This is a genomic window from Actinoplanes sp. NPDC004185, from assembly GCF_053603475.1.
The window spans coordinates 1-2,123 of record NZ_JBSGFR010000120.1 but is presented as its reverse complement, the minus strand read 5'-3'; the positions used below and the strand labels follow the sequence as shown (position 1 = coordinate 2,123).

Sequence of the window (2,123 nt, the reverse complement as noted above, 5' to 3'; positions counted from 1 at the left end):
GCACCCGAGGGATACCATACCTATACGCGGTGCCGGAGCGGGAGCCGGTGAAATTTTCTGAGACATCTGGAGTGTGGGGCGTGGCAGCAAAAGCGAGAGTTTACAGCTATTTACGGTTCAGCGACCCAAAACAAGCAGCCGGCGGCAGCGTCGATCGCCAGCTTGAGTACGCCGCACGTTGGGCGGCCGACAAAGCGATGGAGCTTGATGCGTCCCTATCACTGCGGGACGAAGGGCTGTCGGCATACCATCAGCGCCACGTGCGACAAGGCGCGCTGGGGGTGCTCCTACGCGCCGTCGAGGATGGCCAAGTGCCGGGGGGGTCCGTACTGATCGTTGAGGGTCTGGATCGCTTGAGCCGCGCCGAGCCGAGCCGCTGCAGGCGCAAGCGCAAGCGCAACTCGCCCAGATTGTAAAGCCGGTATCACGGTCGTGACGGCCAGCGACGGCCGCGAGTACAACCGCGAGCGCCTCAAAGCGCGGCCGATGGACCTCGTTTACAGCCTGCTGGGGATGATCCGCGCGCACGAGAAATCGGACACGAAGAGCAAGCGCATGGAGGCGGCGATCCGTCGGCAGTGCCAAGGCTGGATATCCGGCACTTGGCGCGCGCCGATCCGGGTTGGGAAGGACCCGCATTGGGTGCGCGAAATTGAAGCCGGCGGGTTCGAACTGGCCGGTGATCGAGCGGTGGCAGTGCGCCTCGTCATCGAGATGTTCAAGCAGGGGCATGGTGCGGTGCGGATCGTGCGCGAACTCGCCGAGCGCGGGCTCAAGATTACCGACAGAGGCCGCTCAGCAACCAGCCACATCTATCGGCTGCTGGCGAACCGGATGCTGATCGGCGAGAAGGCTGTCGAGGTTGACGGCGAGACGTTCCGCCTCGTCACGGGCGCGTTGCTGGGCGATGATGGTGAGGCTCCGGCAGCCGTTTTGCGACGTGTCCGCGAACTCCCAAACCAGCTCGCTAGCGAACGCCACTACGTCGACTCGTTTGAGCACCATCTGGCCGCGTCGGCATCGAACGTCGCGCCGGCCGCAGCAGACCCCTGGCGTGAACTGGCGAACGGCGTCGAGCAACTTGACTACGACACCCGAATGTTGGCGCGCCAGCTCGTCGCGGACACGTTCTCGACGATCGTCGCCTATCAATCAGGGTTTCAACCGAACAGCGAATCGGATTCGATCGGGCTCACTCTCATCGCGAAGCGCGGCAACACACGTATGTTGATAGTAGATCGCAAGACTGGAGAGTGGCGCGCAGCCGAGGAACACAATCTTGCGGTCAGCGCTAGCAGAAGTTGGCCAGATCTTAAAACTCGGTCAGCCCGCGGATGTTGATCCAGACACCCCAACATGTGTGCTTCGTGACGCGCCCCCATACGCAGCCACGGATTGGTATATTTCCCTAATTTTCGGAAGATATCGATGTCCTGCGGGGCATCGGCAGATTATTCTCGAACACTCAGGTCAATATCTCGGTACCTTCTATTTAGAGAACGAAAATGCCTTGGACACCCCCTACTTTGAACTGCCGTGGTGACGAGAAAAGAAAGGAACATCTGACCAAGTACGACTTCCTTCCTATATCTCGCGCACGGATTGCCGAAGGCGTTACCGTCGACGGGTGTTGTGGTGAACTGACGGACGTACAGGTTGTATTTCTCGCAACGGAAAAAACTGATCCATCGCACCAGTGGGCAATCTCAATGGGCGAACACTGTGCTCATGAGCTGCGGACCTTGATGCAGGCAATTGGTGCTAATCACGCCAATGTGCCGCTGCCGCCGTTGAGCAACCCATTCGTCTCTCCTCCACTGGCTTCCGGAGGAGCGGGTGGCGGAACCGGTGGAGGGACTTCGACCTCCAACGGCAAAACCGTTCCAAAACTCAATCAGGAACTCTACGACGCAGTCAATCTGTGGTTTGCACTCAAGGGCCTCATGCCAAAATATGCGATGTTGAAGGTGCTGACTGAGCTTCAGCAAAATCCGTACACAGAGATTAAGCACACTTACGTTTACGACTTTCTCAAGGTCGTGGCGTCCTGGCACAAATCATTGGCAGACCTTGTGAGCACCTATCAACCGAAAGACCCCACTCGTGCGCTGAAGACTCCGTCC

The 2,123-nt window shown here is 59.0% G+C and carries 3 protein-coding genes; all 3 read left to right on the top strand.

Annotated elements, in window-relative coordinates:
* The coding region (locus ACWEOZ_RS44235) for a recombinase family protein (protein ID WP_451916661.1) at positions 1 to 416 on the top strand (416 nt) is incomplete at its 5' end.
* A gap of 16 nt (positions 417 to 432) precedes the next feature.
* Positions 433 to 1,341, top strand: a complete 909-nt coding sequence (locus tag ACWEOZ_RS44230; RefSeq protein WP_308728036.1) for a recombinase family protein — start codon at positions 433 to 435, stop codon at positions 1,339 to 1,341.
* A gap of 164 nt (positions 1,342 to 1,505) precedes the next feature.
* A partial coding sequence (locus ACWEOZ_RS44225; RefSeq protein WP_451916660.1) for a hypothetical protein occupies positions 1,506 to 2,123 on the top strand: 618 nt, incomplete at its 3' end.